General features: G+C 40.9%; 18 protein-coding genes, 1 tRNA gene and 1 other RNA gene. 3 read left to right on the forward strand and 17 right to left on the reverse strand.

Going from position 1 to position 22,233, the window contains the following annotated elements:
* Nucleotides 1-102 precede the first annotated feature (102 nt).
* The 14 genes from YYK_RS09280 to YYK_RS09350 all read right to left on the reverse strand — a co-directional run bounded on the left by YYK_RS09280 (nucleotide 103) and on the right by YYK_RS09350 (nucleotide 17,808).
* Entirely contained in the window at nucleotides 103-927 is an 825-nt protein-coding gene (locus YYK_RS09280) for a class C sortase (RefSeq protein ID WP_012027973.1), read from the reverse strand.
* Nucleotides 924-1,781, reverse strand: coding sequence for a class C sortase (locus YYK_RS09285; RefSeq protein ID WP_012027974.1), 858 nt, complete (start codon nucleotides 1,779-1,781; stop codon nucleotides 924-926). The genes YYK_RS09280 and YYK_RS09285 overlap by 4 nt, the downstream gene beginning before the upstream one ends.
* Nucleotides 1,759-2,646, reverse strand: coding sequence for a class C sortase (locus YYK_RS09290; protein ID WP_012027975.1), 888 nt, complete (start codon nucleotides 2,644-2,646; stop codon nucleotides 1,759-1,761). Before YYK_RS09290 ends, YYK_RS09285 begins: the two co-directional genes overlap by 23 nt.
* 272 nt (nucleotides 2,647-2,918) lie before the next feature.
* The gene (locus tag YYK_RS09295; protein WP_012027976.1) at nucleotides 2,919-3,773 is read right to left on the reverse strand and encodes a prealbumin-like fold domain-containing protein; all 855 of its coding nucleotides are present in this window, start codon (nucleotides 3,771-3,773) and stop codon (nucleotides 2,919-2,921) included.
* 23 nt (nucleotides 3,774-3,796) lie between these two features.
* Nucleotides 3,797-3,949 (reverse strand): LPXTG cell wall anchor domain-containing protein, encoded by a 153-nt coding sequence (locus YYK_RS10220; RefSeq protein WP_158309762.1) that lies wholly within the window; start codon nucleotides 3,947-3,949, stop codon nucleotides 3,797-3,799.
* Between the two features lie 15 nt (nucleotides 3,950-3,964).
* Entirely contained in the window at nucleotides 3,965-5,749 is a 1,785-nt protein-coding gene (locus YYK_RS10225) for an isopeptide-forming domain-containing fimbrial protein (protein WP_158309763.1), read from the reverse strand.
* Between the two features lie 43 nt (nucleotides 5,750-5,792).
* A complete protein-coding gene (locus YYK_RS09310) occupies nucleotides 5,793-9,887 on the reverse strand; it encodes a SpaA isopeptide-forming pilin-related protein (RefSeq protein WP_012027979.1) in 4,095 nt (1,364 codons plus the stop codon).
* A 40-nt stretch (nucleotides 9,888-9,927) separates the two neighbouring features.
* Nucleotides 9,928-12,927 (reverse strand): SpaA isopeptide-forming pilin-related protein, encoded by a 3,000-nt coding sequence (locus tag YYK_RS09315; RefSeq protein WP_012027981.1) that lies wholly within the window; start codon nucleotides 12,925-12,927, stop codon nucleotides 9,928-9,930.
* A 1,295-nt stretch (nucleotides 12,928-14,222) separates the two neighbouring features.
* Nucleotides 14,223-14,345, reverse strand: a complete 123-nt coding sequence (locus tag YYK_RS10465) for a membrane protein (protein WP_012027982.1) — start codon at nucleotides 14,343-14,345, stop codon at nucleotides 14,223-14,225.
* 3 nt (nucleotides 14,346-14,348) lie between these two features.
* Nucleotides 14,349-15,095, reverse strand: a complete 747-nt coding sequence (locus tag YYK_RS09330) for a 16S rRNA (uracil(1498)-N(3))-methyltransferase (RefSeq protein WP_012775393.1) — start codon at nucleotides 15,093-15,095, stop codon at nucleotides 14,349-14,351.
* 1 nt (nucleotide 15,096) lies between these two features.
* The gene (prmA, locus tag YYK_RS09335) at nucleotides 15,097-16,050 is read right to left on the reverse strand and encodes a 50S ribosomal protein L11 methyltransferase (RefSeq protein ID WP_012775394.1); all 954 of its coding nucleotides are present in this window, start codon (nucleotides 16,048-16,050) and stop codon (nucleotides 15,097-15,099) included.
* A 595-nt stretch (nucleotides 16,051-16,645) separates the two neighbouring features.
* Nucleotides 16,646-16,999, reverse strand: a complete 354-nt coding sequence (locus YYK_RS09340) for an ASCH domain-containing protein (protein ID WP_012027987.1) — start codon at nucleotides 16,997-16,999, stop codon at nucleotides 16,646-16,648.
* Nucleotide 17,000: 1 nt separating this feature from the next.
* On the reverse strand, nucleotides 17,001-17,471 hold the full coding sequence (locus YYK_RS09345; protein ID WP_012027988.1) for a DUF3013 family protein: 471 nt from the start codon (nucleotides 17,469-17,471) through the stop codon (nucleotides 17,001-17,003).
* 1 nt (nucleotide 17,472) lies between these two features.
* On the reverse strand, nucleotides 17,473-17,808 hold the full coding sequence (locus YYK_RS09350) for a MazG nucleotide pyrophosphohydrolase domain-containing protein (protein ID WP_012027989.1): 336 nt from the start codon (nucleotides 17,806-17,808) through the stop codon (nucleotides 17,473-17,475).
* Between the two features lie 69 nt (nucleotides 17,809-17,877).
* Between YYK_RS09350 and YYK_RS09355 the strand changes: the two genes are divergently transcribed.
* The 3 genes from YYK_RS09355 to YYK_RS09360 all read left to right on the forward strand — a co-directional run bounded on the left by YYK_RS09355 (nucleotide 17,878) and on the right by YYK_RS09360 (nucleotide 19,540).
* Nucleotides 17,878-19,164 (forward strand): replication-associated recombination protein A, encoded by a 1,287-nt coding sequence (locus tag YYK_RS09355; protein ID WP_014917332.1) that lies wholly within the window; start codon nucleotides 17,878-17,880, stop codon nucleotides 19,162-19,164.
* A gap of 101 nt (nucleotides 19,165-19,265) precedes the next feature.
* Nucleotides 19,266-19,459: non-coding RNA, 6S RNA (gene ssrS / locus YYK_RS10100), on the forward strand.
* Nucleotides 19,460-19,467: 8 nt separating this feature from the next.
* A tRNA-Lys gene (locus tag YYK_RS09360) sits at nucleotides 19,468-19,540 on the forward strand.
* A 105-nt stretch (nucleotides 19,541-19,645) separates the two neighbouring features.
* On the opposite strand, the gene nrdG is transcribed toward YYK_RS09360, so the two are convergent.
* From nrdG to YYK_RS09380, 3 genes are all read right to left on the reverse strand, one after another.
* On the reverse strand, nucleotides 19,646-20,203 hold the full coding sequence (nrdG, locus tag YYK_RS09365) for an anaerobic ribonucleoside-triphosphate reductase activating protein (RefSeq protein WP_012027991.1): 558 nt from the start codon (nucleotides 20,201-20,203) through the stop codon (nucleotides 19,646-19,648).
* Between the two features lie 186 nt (nucleotides 20,204-20,389).
* Nucleotides 20,390-20,884 carry a GNAT family N-acetyltransferase gene (locus YYK_RS09375; protein WP_012775395.1) on the reverse strand — a complete coding sequence of 165 codons (495 nt, stop codon included), beginning with the start codon at nucleotides 20,882-20,884 and terminating at the stop codon, nucleotides 20,390-20,392.
* Between the two features lies 1 nt (nucleotide 20,885).
* Complete coding sequence (locus tag YYK_RS09380) at nucleotides 20,886-22,232, reverse strand: bifunctional metallophosphatase/5'-nucleotidase (RefSeq protein ID WP_012027993.1); 1,347 nt, start codon at nucleotides 22,230-22,232, stop codon at nucleotides 20,886-20,888.
* Nucleotide 22,233 lies beyond the last annotated feature (1 nt).

Raw genomic sequence — 22,233 nt, forward strand, 5'->3', positions numbered from 1 at the left:
CTTTTGATTTTCGAAAAGTATAAATTCATGCTCACTAGGAGGAAGCCTATCTTTGTTTCAACCCTCTTTTGACCTCTGCATACGCCAAAAACACCCTTCATCCTACCAAATATAGGTTCTAATAAAACGGTAAAGGATATAAAGCAACAAGACCCAACCAAATATCGTCAGGTAAAATACAAGACTGAATGAATATTGCTGAAACTGCTTTATTTCACGTTGACTGGTCTGACTCACTTCATCAGCTTCCTCTATTACATCTGATTCGCGATAAGCGTTGACTAACAAGCGATAATCAAAAGGAGGAACTAGTGGATCACATGTCAACAAGGTTACCATATCCTGACTCTCAACAGGTAATAACTTTTGCCAATCTGTTGCTTTTATCACTTCTGTATTTTTTACCAAATACGTCAGCGTCCTCCCACCAACCTCAATAAAAATCTTATCGCCTTCTCTCAACTCTGACAGTCGGAAAAATCTGAGATCATTGTACCAACTACGGTGACCGGCAATGACACTTCGTCGACCTATTCCACCTATAGGTAAAGCTGTTCCTATAACAGAAGCAACTCCATCATTTAAATGTTCACTGGTTGCCCCAACATAAATAGGTTGTCGAATTTCAATTTTTGGAATACTCAAATAACCAATTGCCCCTTCCATTAATTCAGAAGATAACACATCGGTACTATTTGAATCATTTTTTTCTGCAAAGGGATCAACTGTGGGTAAGTCACCACCACTAACCTGTTCCCCATAAGCCTTAATTTCTTCGAGTTGCTCTGTCGAAAAGAATTTAGAATTCCTACGATAATACTGATACTGTTGGAAAACTTGAAACTCCTGCACTGACATATTTGTCAGCAACACTAAAGGAAGCAACAAACCAACCAATATGAAAACATATCCTATTCTTTTCATCATTTCATTTCCCCCTTTTGATACTTCTTCCTACGGAGAAGATAGAGGATAATAACAATCACTACTATGATTAATAGGGCTACCAAGTAGGATAGCGTTAGCATATCCAAAAAGAATGCCGGTTTTTGCTTGATTGCAACTTTCGGTTCATAAGGAACGCGATGTCCACGTACCAACAAACGATGGCTGTTAATCATATAAGGAGTACAGGTTAGCAAGGTTGCATAGTCTTTTCCGTTTTGAACTATAACAGGATCAAAATTATTCGGTTCAACAACTAAAATCTGGTCCACCTCATAAGCCAATACCTCAGCTATATTATGAATGTAGAATTGATCCCCGACTTTTAAATGATCGAGATTGGTAAATAGCGAAGCATTAGGAAGACCACGATGCGCCGTAATCACAGTATGAGTACTTTCTCCACCAACTGGCAAGGAGGAACCTTCCAAATGCCCCGCTCCTTTTTGTAATACTTCCTCAGTTGTCCCAGCGTATATAGGAATTCTCTCGTTGATTTTCGGAATTTCTACAAAACCAATTTTCTCCTTCACCTCAAGCATACGAGCGTATTCCACTACCCCAGCCTTCTCTTCTTCTGTGTAAGGATCTTGCAATTTGTGAGGTTCCAAGGTCTGGTTGTAGGCCCTAGCATGCTCCAACCTTTTCAGAACTTCTTCACTCGGTAACTGTTGTGCTTGTTCATAAAATGATTGGATTTTATAATCAGAGTCATAACGATAATAATATTGAGAAATCCACGGATATAGCGTCACTACTAAACCAAAGAGAAATAAAAGCTTCAAGAGTATGGACTGTTTAGATATTCCCTTTCTAAGTTGTGAACGTTTCATCATTACTCGTCACTTTCTTTTTATTTTTCCGCCTTTTTGTTAATAAGAAAATCAGTAAAATACCGACAAACATTCCGAGCGCATAAAGAAGATAACGAATAAGAATACGCTTCTCTGCATTTTCAGACGCTTTAAGATGCTCTTCTGCAACATAAGGAATACGATGACCGCGTACCAATAAACGGTGCGTATTCACCATGTAAGGCGTACAGGTTAGCAAGGTTGCATAGTCCTGCCCAGGCTTGACCAGCAATTCCTCAAATTGAGTTGGTTCAGCAACCACTATTTGATCTACTTCATACGCTAATGTTTCTACGATATTGTGAATGTAGAAAGTATCACCGATTTTTACCTTCGTTAAGTCTGTGAATAACCGAGCTTTGGGTAAACCTGTATGAGCCGTTAAGACAGTATGGGTATCGCTCCCCCCAATCGGTAAGGATGTTCCTTCCAAATGCCCTACACCTTTTTGAAGAACGGTCTCAGAAGTTCCTGCATAAACAGGAAGCTTGACCTCAATTTTTGGAATTTCAACATAACCTATCTTTTCATGCAATTCCAGCATCCGTGCATACTCTACCCGTCCAGCTTCATGTCGTGATTTGGTATACGGATCCTCCGAAACCACATTGTTCAAACTCTCATTAAAAGCTTGAGCCAAATCTATTCGTTCCTTAACCTCCTCAGAAGCTAAGGTCTTCTTTTCTTGGTCGAAAGAATTAGTCAGCTGATCCGACTCATATCGATAATAAAAATTAGAAACATGAGGATAAAGTAAAATCCCAAATCCAATCAAAAATACCAAGTAAAAGGGGATATTACTTTTCTTTTTTTTCTTTGTAGTTTTTCCCGATTTTTTCTGTATCATAATCCGAACTTCATTATTCTTCCATTGTCTTTCTACTGCATTGCAAAGTTAATACTCAATGAAAAACCAAAAGTAGCCTGAGAAACGAAGCCGAAGACAGAACTGGAGTTCATCAAGGCTAGTTGACAACGGATAATTTTGATTTTCGAAGAGTATAAAATCCCCTACATTCTGCTTTTATTATACCATAATCCAACTTTAAAACGAAAAATCCCATTGCCCCAGATTCAACCTGACAATGGGATTTTCCCTCTATTCTAGTCTGTCAAACGTTATCGCTTAGTATAAGTTACCAAGCGATAACCTAGCAAGAAGAGCAAAATACCGGTAGATAAAACTGCAATCACCACCACATTTCCTGTATATGGAATTTCAATTCCAGGAGGTGTAACAGGTTTATTCTTAATCTTAATAATCTCGGACACATGTGAATCCGAGGTTATTTCAAAAGGAATCGTATCTTGAGATAAAATGTAGCCAGTAGGGGCCTTGACCTCTTTTAAGTAGTAAGTACCATAAGGAAGAGGACCTACCACAAACTGACCATTCGAACTTGACGTGACGTGATAAGAATTGCCGTCGACTATCACTTCCTTCAATTCTCCGCCTACTTCCTCAAGAACCGCAAATTCTGCCCCAGATAAAGGGGCGGTGCTGGTTGATACCTTTAAAAATGGCTTGCTACCCTTTTCTTCGCTAGGTCTCCTGACCTTAGCCTCAATCTTTGTAACACCTCTACCTACATTCATCAAGAATGGGATAACTTCTAGACTCGTAGGCTTTCCTACTTGCCGAACATAATACCATCCCTTAGTCAATCCTCGAAAAGTGGCTTGACCTTCTGGAGAAAGAGCTTGAGAAGAAATTGGCTCACCATAGAGACTGGTCAACTCAGACCGACTTTTTTGATATAAAGAATCTGCCAACTGTTCAGAAGAAACGGGTTCTTCTGAAGCGATGTACCAAGCCTCCAAACCCGTCGAAACTTGACTGGCATCTATTCCATTAGGGAAAGGAATATGAACCTGAACATCAAAAGAATCTTGTGCTTGGAGTGAAAGCGAGGGCAATGATAATACACATATTATAGCGACAAGGCAACATATTATTTGTCTTACTGTTTTCATCTGCCCCTCCTTTCTAGTAATAATTAAGCTTCTTCAGATTGACGCTTTTTCATCGCGATAAAGGCAAATACCATAGTACTCAAACCTACAATTGTGAAAACAAGTGTACCGATACCACCCGTTTGTGGAATGGTTACTTTTTTGTTTTTGATTTGTTGGAAGTTATCTGCTGTCAATGCATCTATTGTACCTCATGTATGTGCTCCTACAGTGAATTCCACAGGCGAAGTAGGGAGAGCGAATCCTTCTGGAGCCTTGGTTTCAATAAGTTCATACTTACCTTCTTTAAGACCTTTGACTTCAAACTTACCATCTGTTGATGATACAAATGTAAACGCACCTTCCTTAGTACCTACCCAAGTCCATTGCATGTTCATCTTTTCGTAAGCAGTGTCGCGAGCATCTTTCTTCTGCTTAATTTCATCAATTTTAGGATTGTCTGTTGTGGCTGATTTAACAGTAGCTAAATAATCAGCTTCCGCTGCTTTATAATCTGCGATTTCTTTTGCTTGTGTTACTGTATCTTTCAAAGCAAGATATGACTCTTCACCATCTTTACGAACGATGAACTCAGCACCTAGAAGTTTTTCGCTACTGTCCAAATCCTTATCATCTGTCTTCACAAATCGTTTACCGTATGTGACAACTTTTGGATCTTCTGGTGTGAGCGGAGTTGGATTTGGATTTTTCTTGTTTTCTATTCTGATAGTACCTGTATCACCATTTGAATAGCTAGGAAGTGAGCCTGAAACGATTGTTTCTTCAATTACGATGTATTCTTTAGCACCATCAAGACCAGTTAATTTTCCAGTATTAACACCTGCTGCAAGTTTAATTTCACCTACACGTACACCAGTTCCTTTTTCATATACACCGAATACAACTTCTGTTTGGTTTACACCAGTATCCCATGTTTTGTTAACAATAATTTCACCATCTTTTGGAGTTGTTGATTTTGGCTCAGAGAATTCACTTGGACGGTTACCGTAAATCAATTTTACTTGGTTAGGGATTTCAGTCTCTACTTTCGCTGAGTCATTTAAAGTAGCCTTGTAAGTCAAGGTAAAGTTCACTTCACCTTCTCTTGCTTTTTCTTCTAATTTCGCAAGACCGTTATTATTCAATTTCACCATGAATCCACGTACAGTTTGTGTCAATGTGTAGTCTGTATCTGCTACAAGGTTAAGATTTTTATTATCTGCGATTTGTAGTGAGTTTAGTTTGAAATCAAGACCTGCAAGCATGGTATCTTCCCAAGCAAATGTCTTATATGCTGCGTCCTTAGGGACTTTTGTTGTAATAGTGTAACCAATTTCCTGACCGATTTCAACATTTTTTATACCATCTTGATCAACATTTGTTCTCTTATCAGTGAATTCTTTGGTGATTTCAGGTTTGTTTTCAGTATTCTTTGGATACACATGAAGAGGAGTTTTGGTATCAAAGTATCCAGAACCATCTGTTTTAGCCTGTGGCAATTCAAGCTTGAATGGTACAGCTTTCATACCAGTAAGTTCATTCTGATTATTGTAGTAAGGTGAATTTTCTTTATCTTCAGTGAAGATATAAATGCCATTAGCTAGAGTGAATGTTGCACCGTTATCTTGTGTCATTGCAGTTTTATCGGTTTTTACATACTTATTTGTATCTCCAGTAATACCAAGTTCTGCACCTGTCTTAGCTTCTGGAGCTACTACATCTGTCTTTTTCCATACGTCAAATTTTACTCCCGCAACTTCCACGGCAGAATTACCAAAATAATTCTTCAAATCTCCGATTGAATTACCATTATATTTGGATAAATTTTCTTCATAAGTAAATTTATTGAAATCGTCATTATTCATTACGATTTTGTGAACAATAACGGTTGTGCTAGCCGTATCTTCGGCATGGACTAAGTGTTTAATATTTATCAGTGAACCGAGCACCGTTAGGAACACAGTAAACACTGAAAATAATTTCGTCAATTTTTTCATTGTATACTCCTATTTTTATTTCTTATTTTATTTACATTAGGAACTATCTAGTATATTTCCGACGTTGCTCAACGGCAAAAGCAATGAACATCATCACCCCCCCTAATGCAATATATGGAATGATACCCATACCACCTGTTTTCGGATATTCTCCTTTGCGGAGGTTTTTCACAATAATCAGGTGATTGTCCATATTGTCTAGACTGACGAGGTCCTCTCCATCTTGGATAGAGATAGCCCCATCTGCGCCAATATTAATATGGAATTCTTTCTCAATCTTTTGATAACCGTCAGGGGCTACTATCTCTTTCAAGATATAGGTTTTCCCTACTGCTAAATTGTCAAAGAGGACTTCATCCCCTGTTGTAGTCGTTGTTTTTACAACTGCTGTCGCTTGAGGATTGTCACTTTCTCTTAGTTCAAACGTTGCTACAAGACGTTGCGTAGGATCGCTATAAGACCGTTTAGCAAGTTTGATATGGGTTGTTTGTTTTGTATTCTTCATGTTAAAGAGAATAACATTGTCACCATCTACCCTTTCAGCTAAGGTAACCTGATTATCTCCATTATGAAGTTTGGTCGTTCCATCATGGTTTATCTGGAAACGGTATTTCTTAGGATTTAATTGATATCCCGTTGGCGCAACAGTTTCTTCCAAAATGTAGTAACCAAAACTCAAAGATGTTTCAAAGAGACCATTTGTCGTCACACCACTAGCAACTTCAGTATCCTCAACACCATCGTTGTTTGGATCGCTGTAAATTTTAAATGTTGCACCATTTAGAAGGTGATTCTCGTCACGATTATCTGTTTTTTGGAGTCTGAACTTAAATTGCTTGAAGTTCTTGATGGTGATCTCAAAGGTAGCACCTTGTGACGTATCAACTGTCACCATATTCGAATCTGACTCTAAAATTTGTAAACTACCATCTGGTCGGATTTCAAATTTGGTATCTTGTAATTGATTAACAGGGCGATAGCCTCCCGTAGGAACAACTGTCTCTTTCAAAATATAGACGCCAACTGGCAAGTTCGAGAAGGTGATACTGTTGTCAGCACTATTTGTATCCCCCTTCATATTAACACCATCAATTACAACTGGATGACCAGCCTCTGTAACAAGTTCAAAGCGCGCATTTAAACCAAGAGTCGGATGGTGATAATCACGTTTTTTGATTTTAAGATTGTACCTACGCTCGTTATTTTTCACTTTAATGCTAATCGCATTTGCAAGAGCACCACTAACACCAGGTAAATCTGTTACACTAACCGAATTAGTTTGACTTAAAACTCTAAAACGTGTCACAGCTTTCTGTTGCGTTACCGCATAAGCTTGCGTTGTTTCGTATAACTCCAACAATACCGGTGCACTCAAACCGTCATAACCTTCTGGTGCTTGTGTCTCTACAAGAACATATTTGCCAAGCGCTGTCGCAGTTAATCGTGTCAAACTGCTTTGACCTGTAAATGTTAAGGTTTGTACGAGATTGGTATCGTCAAGAGAGGTACTTGATACAGTTGCCTCTGTTGTACTATCGTCAACTTTATAGAGCTTAAAGGTAACAGGTTTTGAGATTTGCTTATTATTCGCATCTACTTTCTCGATTTTGAACTCTGGATTTTCGATGTTACCGATTTTAATAACATTAGCGGCAGCATCACTTCCACCTGCTTCAATCGTTTGGGTAGCATCTCGAACACTTACCTGCAATTCTCGGATTCCCAACCATCTATTCGTTCCCGTCTGTAGATTCCGTACACGAATGTATTGAGCATAGATATCTACAGTCTGAGTAAGGTCGGTCTCGGTGAAATTACCAATTGATTGATAGGTGATACCATCCGGTGAATACTCAAGGGCATAGCTATCCATCTTGTCATGGTCACTACCGTTTGTGGTATTTTTACCTTGAGCAAAGCGAATTTGCGTTACGCGCTGAGGCGAACCCAAGTTCACTCCCCACCATTGTCCCTCATTCAAAGTCGAACTTGGGAGTTGGTACAAGGCACCGGTTGTCAAATCACCGTCCAGCGCCTTATCTTCTGTACTAGAGCCATAGGTAGAGGCCATAGCAATCTCTGCAGATTTTATCACATGCAAACCACGTGCTATGTGACTACTTATATCCGAGTCAGAATAGAAACGCACGCTGCCATCTCTATTAACATAAATCGTGTAGTTTTCTGTCGATTTGACATAGCCAGATGGAGCTTGTGTTTCTGTCAGAGTATAGACCCCAGGCTGGAGGTTTTCAAAAACAAAGTCTTGGTTTGCAGCTTGCTGTTTGACGATAGGGGCAAAGTTTACATCGTCATTCTTTGTCAAAGTAAAGGTCATTTGTCCAGTGATAAGGTTGGTCAAATCACTAATCCCTTTAACACGCTTGCTAACTTTGAATTTTCCGAGTGGATAGTTCTTGACTTTTATCGTAATCGTATCTGGCGAGCTCGTCGTCACATCAATACCTTCAAGATAATCACTATTCACTTCTACGATACCATCTGCCCGAATAGTGAATGGTACCAAACCTGATAAGCCAATATAACCCGATGGAGTTTTTTCTTCTTTGATATAGTAAGTTCCTGGGGTAAAGTTTTTAGGAAAGCTAAATTCTCCATTGTCAAAGTTTGCAATTTGCCCATCAATTACATTCCCTTGGCTATCCGTAATACCAATACGTGTCTGCACAGTTACTTTCTGTCCAGTCAGTGCATCAATTTTCTGCACTTTAACTTTATAAGTTGGAGGGCGGTTAATAATACGCTCACTAGTACCAGATTCAAAACTGATAGTTCCAGTCTCAGATACCGTAAATCGTGCCGCAGCTGTTGTTAACTTACTATAACCTGCTGGCGCACTAGTTTCCCAAAGTTCATAGGTTATACCACCTTGCAAGTGGTCCACACGGAGCTTGCCTTGACTATTTGAAGTTAAGCCTGTTAGAACTCGTTTGTAGCCTGTTTGGGTTATCTGACGAAGCTCAAACACTGCATCTGCGAGTGGCTGACCTTGCTCATTTACCTTGGTGAACTCAGTACTAAAGTCCTCGTCAACAACATTTATACTAAAGTTTCCGTTGACAACTTCTACCGCTCCCGTCTGTGTATTGGAAGTGTCTGTTAATTTACGTACTTTTAACTCTCCATTTTCCTCATAAACCTCAATATCAAGAGGAGGAATCGTTTTATAACCCGCAGGAGCTTTTGTCTCCGTCAAAGTATAAATGCCTTTTGCGAGGTTAGAGAAAATAAACTGACTTGCAGGAAGAACATCTCCTATTGTGACATCATAATTTCCACCATTTTTACTTTGCAGTCTAAAGACAGCTCCTTTCAATGGCTTACTTTCACCAAATTCAAATTTATTGATTTGAAGTGTAGTTGATTTAGTATTAACAACTTCTGTTGGCTTATTGACATCGTATTTTTTCCCATCAATGGTAATATTTTGATTATCGGTTACAACAATAGTGTGCTCTGTCGGATCTAAGATATAACCAGATGGTGCACTAGTTTCCTTGAAGGTGTAGGTGCCGCCGATTATCTCCGAAAACTGAATATCTCCATTATCATCTGAAACTGCGGTTCGATATGGTTCATTTCCTTTATATAATGTGAAAATCGCACCTGAAAGTGGAATTTTCTGACCATTTTTAATTCCAACCTTTTTCAGTTTAAAACCATACCAATCTACAGGATAAGCACCACCTTGTGATACTGTATCTCCCTCACGACGATAGATATTAGTGGTTCTTCCTCCACCCATAACTGGACTATTCCATGGTACACTCATACCATTATAGTACAGACCATTTTTCTGAAACTTTTTCCGTTCTTTTAGACGGACTACAATTGCTTTATTACCTAGTTTCCAACCTTCTTGATAAAATTCGATTGTATGAGTGCTTTCAAATCCATCAAAAGCCGGATAAGAATTTCTCTCAGAATAAACTCGAACAGATATTCCAATATCCGTACCTGGTAGGTAATAATGGTGGATATTCCCATTATTTGATGTTCCTTTATAAGTGAGCTTTTCTAAGCTATCCTTAGAATAGGACATAGCCTTGGTACCATCTGCTACATAGAGTTCGATAGATTGAGGAATACTATTTGCTACATTTCCATTTGGAAACAACTCTAAACCTGGATGAAGAAAATCATAAAATTTTCTCCTATTACCTAGACCTCTTAATCAATGTCTGATTGCGAGTAGTCGTTGTATACCACTCGGGAAGGTTTGGAAGCACCCCTGTTTTATATAGTTCTGTAGTCTCTCTATTATTGATTTTGATCACATTACTGGTTGGAACTCCAATCTCAAACCAACCATTGTACTCTTGTACGGAATAAGCCTCTGTAGTCAGTACAAAGCGAATTAAATTATCTTTTTCGTGATAAACTTTTGCTATCACCTTACCATTTGCAGACACAGTGGACCATGCAACATTAGGATTTGCAACATGACTTAACTTTAACTCTGGTGGCAATTCTAAAGTAAATGAATCTCCTGCACGCGCAAAAGCAGGTATTTTCAAGTTCATTTTCATCGAACCGTCAAAACCACCCCAAATTTTAGAACCTGATTTATACATGACATAGTTGATGCTTACAAGGTCTATACTGCTTACCCCATAGTTTCCGCAAGTATCTGGTGGGAATACTGGTGTCGTGGTATTATCCTTTTTATTTGTAAAGACATAGTAAAGATTTTCCCAGTCAGTCTGTGCGCTAGAAAGAATATAACCTGATGGAACAGCTTCGGTCACATCATAATATATCCTCTTTTTAGTTGCTGTGCTTCTCATACCAGAAAACTTATCAACATTAGCAATCGTAATTTGTGTATTATTTGCGCTAAGTGTTTCCTTACGATTAGTTAAACTTCCTCCATTAACCGTAAAGGTCACGTCTACCTTATCACTATCAGCCTCCCAATTCTTCTGGATTTTTATATCACCTTTCAGCGCTTCTAGTTGTGCTCCTGAAATGGTGTGATTAACTTTTTCGTCTTTCACATTTGTCACTGTCTTAACCAAAGCGACCGCACCTGCCGGAACATTGTCAACCGTAATCTGGTTCCCAGGCGTAGCAACCTTTTCAGCTTTAGTTTCAGTATAAGTTCCATTACTTGGTTCATATATATAAACCTTATATTCATGGGCAGCTTGTGAGCTATCTAGAGCAACATCAAATGTAAAACTTTGGGTTGTCGACGTATCATTTAGTTGTGAACTAGTCCATTCGATGACCTTATCGTCATTATCACGATACTTACCAATTGTACGATTGGTATTGGAAGTATTGACCGTATCTACTTTTAAGTCCCCTAGAGGACCACCATCATTTTTAGCTGGAAGCGTAATAGTATCTGCTGTTGATAAGGTACGTGTTTCCTTCTGAGTTAAGGTAACTGATGTGCCATTATAGGTAAGCTTGCTGCCCTTTGGAGCATCAACAGTTACTTCCGACCGATAATCCAAACTATAGTTATCACTTGGAATCACCACAGGAGTCTCAATCGTATAGACATACGTCCCGTTTCCAACTGGTAAATTATCGGTAGCTGACTTAAAATTGTCGAAATTTCCGTAGTAAGTCGTATTGGGCGTTATTGCAACTCCATCCTTCATGATAGAAGTAATTTTAGGTTCACCCAAACCAGAGTCAGTTGTTGTTGAGAAGGCATTTCTAATGGAGGTGATATTGCTATTGACACCGCCTACCGTAGTAGTGTATTCCCAAATGATTTTTGTTGTATTGGTATTTGAGTCAACCACTACCTCTTTTTTCTTCAAGACACCATCTTGTGAATAGCTTTGATAAACACCTGGAATTGAAATTGTAATAGGTTTAAAAATGTATTTTATGTTTGACTCTTCACGCGTGATGGTTGTTGTTTTATTCCCGAATACGGTGGTCGTTGTAGTGGCATTTGCATTTCCTGTCACAGTAGGATTATCAAGTAATGAAGTATCAAGTAGCGAACGTGCTACTCTCGCTGAACGCGGTATCAAAGATGAATCCAATATTGAGTTCAGCATAAGTCCTTCTAAAGGATTTTTAGGGGAGTTGCTAATTGAGACGGTTTGTCTTGATTGAGCTACTGTTAACTCCACTACTTCTTTTGTGGCAGAAATCTCATAGCCATCTATGGTAGATTTTTGAATTACCGCATAGTTTCCCAACGGAAGATTTGAAATCGTTAGGAGACCATCTTTATCTGTCTGACCAGTATAAACAAGATTTTCACTTTCTACATTACGCACCTCAAATGTAGCACCTTCGATGGCTTCATTTTCAGTATCCTCAATGCCCTCTTCTTGTTCAGAACTAGATTTTGTTAATTTGATACAGATAACTCCTCGTTGTTCGACCAAAGCATCCACCGCTTGCTCTGACTCTGGAACTGTTGAACTTCCTTGTGATTCTGGATTATCAGGTACATTTTCTTTTGTTTCAGAGACGGGTGGGTCTTGAGAAGGACTTACTACATTGACATCCTCAGTAGATGAAGGCTTTTCATTAACTTGAGAATACTCCTTAAAGACACTCGGTTCAGCTTTAAAATATGCGATATGTTCCGCATCTACTACCGCTACTAACTCCCCCTTAATAACCTCACTGACCTTGGTAAAACTTAAAGTCAGACTTACATTATCTGCCGAATAATCCAATTCTGTTGTTGGCAGCAGTCTATAGGAATGGTAGTTTTCTCCATACACTGGAAGTTCTTCTACAGTCTTTGACAATACATCTAATTCATTTGAAAGAGAGCGTTTTTCTGTCTCACTCTTTGTTATAGCTAGGTCCTTCTCGTTATATGACTCATCTAGTTTCCAACCTTTTTCTAAATCATCTTTCTTTAACTCTAGCCCTTTTTGAGTGATAACTACTATACCTTTTTCGTTAAAATTCTGTGTAGCTAAACTCTGCTTATCTATTGTTATTTTTTGACCTATAGTCTTTGGACTAGACAACGATTCTACTAACTCAATATTTAATCTATCTTTGTCCTCCTTTTTGTCTTCGATATAGGTGCGTCTTATTGTTGAAGCACCATCGGTCGACAAACTTTCTGCCATGATATACATCGCATCTGTAAAACTATACGTGCATAGAAAAAAAACTGACATTAAACTAGCTAATTGAACTGCTTTCTTTCTAAATTCTATCATCTCGTACTCCTTGGTTTGTGTCTAAATCTGCTAAAGTTGAGATACAGGGACATTATCTTTTTCGGTTCTAAATATAAACAAAATCAACTTTAATACTTATTAAGCTTACATGAAATTGATAGTTCAAATACCATTATTTCAATGCACTATAATATAAATAGCAATCGCCGTAAGTTCCCTGCAATCTTCCTCTAGTTTTCACTTTTTACAATAACACTTACACAGATTTTTTCCATATACAATCTTACTTGATTTCCCTCTAAAATCAAGCGACATTCAGCGATAAACACAGAAAAAATAGAAAAAGAACATCTGGAAATGACAAAAATCACCTTAATATAAAAATGACCATATTTCAAAAAATATGCATCACACCATATTACATTTCAAACACTGACTCTCTAATGAGTCTAGGACAAAAAGATTTGTTTTTTTGAAATACCTCATCTGGTCATTCTACCGATTGATAAACAAAACAAAAAACGAACAATACTAGTTTCTAGATACCTTAAAACTAATTTTGTTCGTTTTTATATACAAATTTTTAATTTTTCTCAAAATCATTAATAGACTAATTTTAGATTCGATTGAATAAAAGATGTAGCTTAAATATTTCGGCGACGCTATTTCTGTTGCCAAAAACTCGGATTTGTGAGCTATTATATATAAGTCTGTCCTAAATTGTTTTTCTTGATAAAGAATTCCCGAACTACTTAAAAAGGACTTTTTACCTTTTTAGCCTAATATGCATGAAGAAAAAATTACTCACAGGCAATCTAGCACAAATAATAGCGCAGCTAGGTAAAAAGTACAACGCCACTTCTTTAAGTTAGTGTCAATATCTCAGTGCAGTAGTTGATTGCTCTAGCAATCTGAGAGAATTGCTTGAGGTTAGAAATTGAACAAACAAAGTTTGTGCCGAGACAGCCCAAGAAACTGTTTCAGCCTGACCCTAGAAATCAAAAGTGAGGTAAAAAAGTTGGATATAGGATTTGTAAAAAAAATCACAGCAATTCGTATTTTATAGTCTTTTAATTTACTTTTAGTACGAGGCAATGAGCCGCAGGCATAACTGAAGTTAGGCAAGGCGAGTTAACGAAGTAATAAAAGAAAAACTAAATGACGATACACTCAAAATCTACCCTAATCAGCTATGTAAGGATGAGAAGACGGACTCTACTAGGAATAGTCGTCTTCTCATCCTTGCCTGGTTCTTAATTCCATTATTGAAACCAATCACCATTTAACTATCTATACCCCAATAATCAAAGGATTCTAACAGGTTCAAGAAAGACTCAAACATTCCCCATCGTCAGTCCCGACTGATGCCGTTCTTTCAGTAAATGGCCAAACCAAGATCCTAGCAAACCTGCTAGGGCAATGGCCAAGGTATTTATAATCGTCCCTAAGGCAAACATGGACTACCTCAACAATTCCGTCGCATAACTAATGGTCGAAAGAGCATAAAGCGGAGCTGTTTCCGCCCGGAGAATGCGAGGACCTAGGCCTGTCTTGACCGCTCCTGCTCCTTCGAAAGCAGCTACTTCCTCAGGCGACACGCCACCTTCTGGACCGACGATGACAAGGACTGATTGGCCGATTTCTAAGCCAGACAAGATTTTCACTAGATTGGCTTGTTCACCTTCTTTTGCAGCCTCTTCGTAGGCTAAGATAATCTGGTCAAAGCCTGCTAGTTGAGCTAGGAAATCCGATTTTTTCTCAAACAAGCGAACAGCCGGAATGCGATTGCGTTTGCTTTGCTCGGCTGCGCCTTGGGCAATTTTTTCTAACTTTTCTGCTTTTTTTGCCAGTTTTTTACCGTCCCATTTGACCACTGACCAGTCCGCTGGAAAGGCCCAGAGGGCTGACATGCCTAATTCCGTTGCCTTTTGGGCGACAAATTCGAGCTTATCTCCTTTTGGAAAGCCCATGGCAATGGTCACGGAAATGGGTAATTCGACATTATCTGTCAGTTCTTCGATGATTTCAACAGACTGGCTCTGGCTATCCACCACACGCGCCAAGCGTTTAATACCGTCGTCAAATACCAAAACAATTTGGTCACCTGCCTGCAAGCGCATGACAGAAAACATGTGCTTGGCAGTGTCCTTATCGCTAATCTGGAACATGCCCTGCGGTGCTCTGCCATTGACAAAATACTGCTGCATCCTAGCCTCCAATCACACCTGAGCGGTCAGCCGTCTTCTTAAAGACGCAGCAATTCCACTCGCCCTGGGTCATGTGAGTCTCAAGGAAGAAGCCAGCCGCCTCCGCAGATGCTCGCACCATGTCCCACTTATCCGCGATGATGCCGCTCATAATCAGGTAGCCCTCGTCCTTGACCAGACGGTAGGCGTCCTCGGTCAGATGGATGAGAATATCCGCCAAGATGTTGGCAACGATGACTTCTGCTTTAATGTCAATGCCACGAAGCAAATCGCCCGCTGCGACATGAATATTGCTAGTATTGGCGTTGAGGTCGATATTTTCCTGGGCTACACGCACCGCCACCTCATCCAAGTCATAGGCATAAATCTCCTTGGCACCTAGGAGGGAGCTAGCGATGGAAAGGACACCTGAACCTGTGCCGACATCAATGACTGTCTCGCCACCACGCAAGACCTGAGAAAGAGCAAAGAGGCTCATCTTGGTCGTCGGGTGGGTTCCTGTACCGAAAGCCATGCCTGGATCCAAGCGGATAATCTTCTCCCCAGCTGTCGCCTCATAGTCCGTCCAAGACGGCACAATGGTCAAATCGTGGGTAATGCGAGCTGGCTCATAGTATTTCTTCCAGTTGTCCGCCCAGTCTTCCTCTGCCAATTCTTGACTTTCTAGACTGATCTGACCTGTTTCCAAGCCAAAGCCCGTCAAATCCGCCAAGCGAGTCGCCAAGTCTGCCTTAACTTCCTCAATATCCACAGTATCAGGATAGTAAGCCGTAATCGCAATCATATCCGACTGCTCCACCTCGGGATAGAGTTCGCCGAAACAGTCTTCCTGTCCCACATAGTCAGCCGAGTCGCTAATGGCCACCCCCTGACTGCCCGTTTCAATCATGAGATTTGAAACTGCTTCTTCTGCATCACGATGCACGTGAATCGTTAATTCTTGCCATGAGTTCATGTTTGTTTTCCTTTTCTTTTCTATCGTCAATCACTGTATTATTGTACCGATTTCTAGCCCATTTTACAAGTTAATATTACGCGATGGAGCCCTAATAATACTTTTTCGAAAATTTTCTAATCGCACTGCGAATAAACATGTGTAGGAAAGTTTGAAACGGTGGTTCCAAGTTTCTGAACGGAGGTGATGCCCATGAAAGTGGACAGCAAATCTGCTAGAAAGGCTAGCCCATGCCAGATGGATAAGTAAACTTACTCATCTGGCAACGACAAATCCTATAAGATTTGTCTAGGGCACGCACTAGCTCGAGTTTTGAAAAATATCGTTTCAAAACTCTCACGTCGGAAATCTCTGGATTTATATTTATCAGGTCTGCTTGTTGAAAGGCTGAGCTTGATAATCGTCATCATTTTAGCTATTCGAGATAAAAAATAACCGTCAGCAAACTTTGACACAGTTCTGACGGTTATTTAATCTAACGAACTGAACCACCGTTTAGCGGTCCTACTGGGCGTTGAGCTGGAACTCAACGCCTTTTCTATTTTTATAATAGCAAAAATTTCGCCTGCAGTCAAGCAAGAGAGAAAACAGAATGTCAAATAGAATCTATTACCCTCAATTCTATACCCACTGCACCATACTGTTCTAATTGTTCTCGCGAATAATAAACTTCCATATCTTCTGGTTTCGCCTCTCTGATACTGCTTTGCGTATACCCACAAGACAATAAATCCAGTTCTTTGTATAACTGAGCAAAATTATCAAATATGTGAAGCTCTAATACTTGCACCTCGATCGTTTGCGTCTGATTTTCTGTACAATAAAAACGGATGCGATCTCCAATTTGTATATGCTTGCGCTTCTCGTCATAAAGTCGTAGCTCAATGGTCTTCTGACCAGACTTCATCATTTCAAAAGGTTTTGGAGCCAGTAACATTTCATGAACCATCTCAATACCTCGGATATGGGTAAAATTCCCCTTCTACCAAGTCTGCTTTGCCTTTTTCAAAAGCCTCTCCATCCCAAGAAATCGCAAATTCTTGGGCTTCTGGGTCCGCCAAAAAGTCCATGAGATCATCTAGGCCTTGGTCTGCGGTGTCCTTGAGAAAGCTTGCGAAATAGGTCAGAAATTCTGCTGAAAAGCCCTTCTTGGCGTCAAATGGCAGAGCGACCAGATAGTCTTCCTCGTCAAAGCGAGACTTGTCCTGGTTGTAGAAAAGGACATACTCCTCTAGGAAAATATCCTCAGAAGACGCATTGCCTTCGTCGTCCACCGTTTCAATCTCAGCCGCATTTTGTGCTTCCAAGATAAAAGCCAACTCAATAGCATGATTTTTCTTGTCCCAGTTGAGCTCGTAATCATAAGTAAAATGTTTGTCCAGTGCCGCTTCCAGCACATCTAAAAAGCCATGTTTTGCCATTCTATTTCCTCTTTTCTATAAATTCCAATAAATTTATTTCTCGACCGTATTTGACGGAAGCCCGCTCATCTTTCTCCAAAATGGACTTGGTTAAATCTAGTTGATTTACCGCTGCTAAGGCTACAGCATAGTGAATAACATCTGCTAATTCTTCTGCCAAACGAGCAGAGCTGTCGTCTTCGCTATCCATCATCTTGCGGCCTGCACGTTGATTCAGTAGCTCTGCTACTTCACCGATTTCTTCCACTAATTTCATAAAGAGACTTTGCTCTGGAACTGTCGTCCCATAGTGGTCACGCAAGTATTCTTCCAAAACACTCACTGTCAACTCCGTCATCTTCGTTTCTCTCCAAATCCTAAAATTGTAGTATAATGATTATACCATAAATGCACTGAAAGGAAGCCTATGCCAGCCAATCTCGCCCTTCGTATGCGACCCAAATCCATTGATGAGGTAATCGGTCAGGAACACCTGGTCGGTCCTGGAAAGATTATCCGTCGCATGATCGATGCCAATATGCTGTCGTCCATGATTCTCTACGGTCCGCCAGGGATTGGCAAGACCTCTATCGCCTCTGCCATTGCTGGCACAACCAAGTATGCCTTTCGGACCTTTAATGCCACGACCGACAACCAAAAACGCCTGCAGGAAATCGCTGAAGAGGCTAAGTTTTCTGGCGGTCTGGTTCTCCTGCTCGATGAAATCCACCGCCTTAACAAGACCAAGCAGGATTTCCTGCTCCCTCTTTTGGAAAATGGCAATATCATCATGATTGGAGCAACGACGGAAAATCCATTTTTCTCTATTTTACCCGCCATTCGCAGTCGAGTGCAGATTTTTGAATTACAACCTTTGCAAACCAGCCATATCCGACAGGCCTTGGAGTTGGCTTTGACAGACAGCGAACGTGGTTTTGACTTCCCTATTACCATTGAGCCTGAGGCTCTGGATTTTCTGGCAAATGCGACCAACGGTGACCTTCGTGCCGCCTACAATTCGCTAGAACTAGCTGTACTTTCGACCAAGGAATGTGACGACGGTAGCCGCCACATTGATCTGGACGCCGTGGAAAATAGCCTGCAAAAGTCCTACATCAGCATGGACAAGAACGGCGATGCCCACTACGACATCCTCTCCGCCCTGCAAAAATCCATTCGGGGTAGCGATGTCAATGCCAGCCTCCACTACGCCGCTCGTTTGATTGAGGCCGAAGATCTGCCTAGTCTGGCTCGTCGCTTGACGGTCATTGCCTACGAAGACATCGGCTTGGCCAATCCAGAGGCTCAGATTCATACGGTGACGGCCCTTAAAGCCGCCCAGAAAATTGGCTTTCCAGAAGCACGGATTTTGATTGCCAATGTGGTAGTCGATTTGGCTCTTTCTCCCAAGTCCAATTCTGCCTATCTGGCTATGGATGCAGCTCTGGCTGATTTGCGAAAGAACGGTCATCTGCCCATTCCAAATCACCTGCGAGACGGTCATTATGCTGGTAGTAAGGAGCTGGGAAATGCCATTGGTTACCAGTATCCCCATGCCTATCCTGAGAAATGGGTGGACCAACAATACCTGCCTGATAAGTTACTTCATGCGGACTACTTCACTGCCAATGACACCGGCAAATATGAGCGTGCCTTGGGCATGACACAAGAAAAGATAAAAAATTTGAAAAAAAATAGACGCCAAAATCCTTGATAGAACTGGTTTTTTGGCACATACATTTTGACACCGCTTACATTTTTGCCATTTTTCTCTTGATTTTTCAAAAAAAAGTGGTATTATTAAATCATAAATAAGAACTGCTGTGGTATACGAATTCATACCTATGTGTTGACCGACTATTTTTGTATTACTAGGGAGACAAAGATCCTCTAACAGTATGCAAGCTGGCACACCCAGAAGCAACTAAGTTAGAAACGCGTCACCCACCTGCTTTTAGCGTGCGGGATCAATACAATCCATGGATAACCGGTACCAATACAGCATTTTTATTTTTTACCTTCCTTAGCTCAGCTGGCAGAGCAGCGGACTCTTAATCCGTGGGTCGTAGGTTCGATCCCTACAGGGAGGATTGGTTGATATGAGGAAAGTCTTGATTTATCAAGGCTTTTTCTCGTTTTTTTGAGTGAATTTGGTCAAAATTTGGTCAAAAAGAACCTTTTCACATTGTGAAGGGCTATTTTTTTAACTTATCCCACAGGACAACTCGTTTTTCCTGTAATGATTTCTGTACATCGATGATGCGTTGATTCGATGAGCCTCGAAATTGCAGCATAAGATTGCGCTTGGTACGGTCATAACGGCCGTCAACTAGAATATCTAAATAGGATAGTAACTCTAACTTATCCGGAGTTTCTAACATCATTTCTTCCCATGTGTAGCCTGTCCAAGACCAAATGTCCTTTTCTGGCAGTTCTTTCCGAATTCGCTTTACGAGTGGGAGGACCGTGCCCGTGTTCAGAAAAGGCTCGCCACCCAAGAGAGTTAGGCCCTGTACATAGGGCTGGGCCAAGTCTGCTAAAATGCGGTCTTCAAGCTCCTTGGTATAGGGAATCCCAGCTTTAAAAGACCAGGTTGCAACATTGTAGCAGCCCTCACAGTGAAACAGACAGCCACTAACATATAGAGAGCAACGGACTCCTTCTCCATCCACAAAGTTAAAGGCTTTGTAGTCCATTATTCGCCCTTGGCTAAGTTCCTCGCTCTTCCATTCTTGTGGTTTAGGATTATTCATTTCAAATACCTGAGCATAAGCAAATGAAATCTGATCGTTTGGATGAATTCCGTTTTACCAGTACACAGACTGTTTTTATCCATAAATGGTACTTCCAATGCTTTAGCTCGGATTGATCCCAGCAAGCTTAGTGCGGAACCAATCTCAATTCCTTTCCTGTTTTGATTCAGCAGTTTGTCACTCCCATTAATCCTCAATCCAGTATCTTTCTACTCCGTCTCGAACATCTTCCAAAACGCCACCACAAGCCACAATCGTGCAACGGCTGGCTTGATTGTCTGTCAAGCAAGTCACAAGGACCTTGGAAATATTTTTGGTTGCGGCTTCCTGCAAACCAAGTCGCAGCTGGTCCTTGGCATAGCCCTTTCCTCGCTCGGTTGGGCGAATGGAATATCCGATATGACCGCCTTTATTGAGCAGGAAATCGTTGAGCCGTAGGCGTAGACTGAGAAAACCAAGGGCTCGACCAGTCTGGTCAAATGACACATATTGAATGGAAGGAACAAAACCGTCTGGCAGATTGAGACCTGTCTCATAGTCTTTGTTTCTAAAAATCCATTCTTCAAAGTCGACATCTTTAGAGATAAAGCCTCCGTCCATAGCTGAGCCTGCTTTTTCAAATTCTGCCAGCATCTCCAAAATCGTTTCCTTATCCGCTATAGTCGGTCTTCTTAATTCCATTTTAGTCTCCATATTGTCTTTTGAAAAATTCACTGATGATGTCTATATCCAGTCCCAAGTCCTGCACAATTTCTGCCTTGTGGAAATCGTCATAGTTGTCCTTACCGCTCCAAACAAAAGAATTGGTCACAATCTGATAGTCCTTATCTGACTCGGCTGCTCTGCCATTGACCACAAAACCCTCACTGCCCGGGACAATGCCCCACATCTGAGGGTGGAGACCTGTCTGTATACTGGAGAGCAAGTCTCTGCCCTTGATACGAACTAAGAGTACTCGCTTGGAAAAGGGCAAGACCTTGACCAAGTCCGAATAAAAGATTGGTCCCGCCGACAAGGAAGCCCGAATACCGAAGCCGTTGATGACCGCTCCATCCACCTGCAAACCTAGTTGACTCGCCTGTTCAAATAAAGCCTGACAAATAACAGGGGCCAGAGTTGATAACCCTTGACGAATGCTGTCTCGCTCTCCGTCTAGTGCCTGAGGTAAAATCGCTATCGGTTGGGAAAAAACTGCGTCACGTTCTGATTTCATCTGGTCGATAATAGCCTTGACCGCCCTGTCTTCTTGGGTCAGTTTCTCCACCTCAATCAAGTCATAAGCCAGGACCTCGTGCCGTCCGTCTGCATAACACCGCAGGGATAGATGACCGATAAATCTGCCATATTGCCCAGCCTGGCAAATACTGACGCTCCCTACTTGAGTTGGCTCTTTCAAGATTGTATGAGTATGCCCACCTAAAATCACGTTGAGTTCAGGGAAATCCTTGGCCAAATGCACATCCTCATCGTATCCTAGATGACTGAGTAAGACCATATGAGCCTGTGGATCCTTGGCAAGAACCTGATCCACCACTCTTCGTAGAGCTTGTTTATGGCCTTCAAAAATCACATTCTCCGACGGTGACGCAACCTCCTGGGTTTCCAAGGTAGTCAAACCGAGGACATAGAGGGGGTTCCCATTCATATCAAATTCAAGGACATCCTCAAGCAGCACCAATTCATCAGCCACCTCCACATCCCGATAGCGGAGATTGGAGGACACAATTGGAAACTGAGCATAGTCATCCAAGCGACTAAGCAACTCATCTCCGTGGTCAAACTCATGATTGCCCAAGGTCATAGCCTGACAACCAATTTGATTCATCAGCTCGATTTCCTTGACTCCTCGGTACATATTGAAAAAGATATTACCCGAAAAGAGATCGCCGCTGTCAAAGACAAAGGTCGGAATACCTTTTTGCTCATTTCGAGCTCGAATATCCGCAATCAGCTGGGCTTTCTTTGGAAAATTCTCCATGTAGGAATGCATATCATTGGTATGGAGAATACTAATATCTGTATAGTCCATA

This window comes from Streptococcus suis S735 (assembly GCF_000294495.1).
Lineage (GTDB): Bacteria > Bacillota > Bacilli > Lactobacillales > Streptococcaceae > Streptococcus > Streptococcus suis.